General features: G+C 48.5%; 1 protein-coding gene. It reads left to right on the forward strand.

What is annotated here, in order from left to right; translation table 11 throughout:
- Positions 1 to 464, forward strand: a 464-nt coding sequence (locus QP381_RS08525; RefSeq protein WP_285068502.1) for a VaFE repeat-containing surface-anchored protein, incomplete at both ends; no start/stop codon positions are given.

Genomic DNA, 464 nt, shown 5'->3' on the forward strand with positions numbered 1-464 from the left:
CGCGGTTGCGTTCGAGACTTTGACCTCGGCTGTTGTTGATAAGGATGGCAACGAGGTTTCTGAAGAGACCAAGATTGCTGAGCACAAGGATCTCAATGATGCTGATCAGACTGTGACCTCGAAGAAGGTTGAGCCGAAGAATCCGGTTATCAAGACCAAGGCTTCTTTGGATGGTGATCAGGTCAAGGCTGGTGCGAAGGTTGTTGACACTGTTTCTTACGAGGATTTGATTCCTGGTAAGGAGTACACGCTTTCTGCTCAGTTGATTAACAAGGCTGATGAGTCTGTTGTTGGTGAGGGTTCTGCTAAGTTCACTCCGGAGCAGGCTTCTGGTTCTACCAAGGTTGAGATTGTTGTAAATGACTCGGTCAAGGGTGTTGTTGAGAGCGCGGTTGCGTTCGAGACTTTGACCTCGGCTGTTGTTGATAAGGATGGCAACGAGGTTTCTGAAGAGACCAAGATTG

The sequence above is a fragment of the Pauljensenia sp. UMB6358 genome (genome assembly GCF_030216865.1).
GTDB classification, from domain to species: Bacteria; Actinomycetota; Actinomycetes; order Actinomycetales; family Actinomycetaceae; genus Pauljensenia; species Pauljensenia turicensis_A.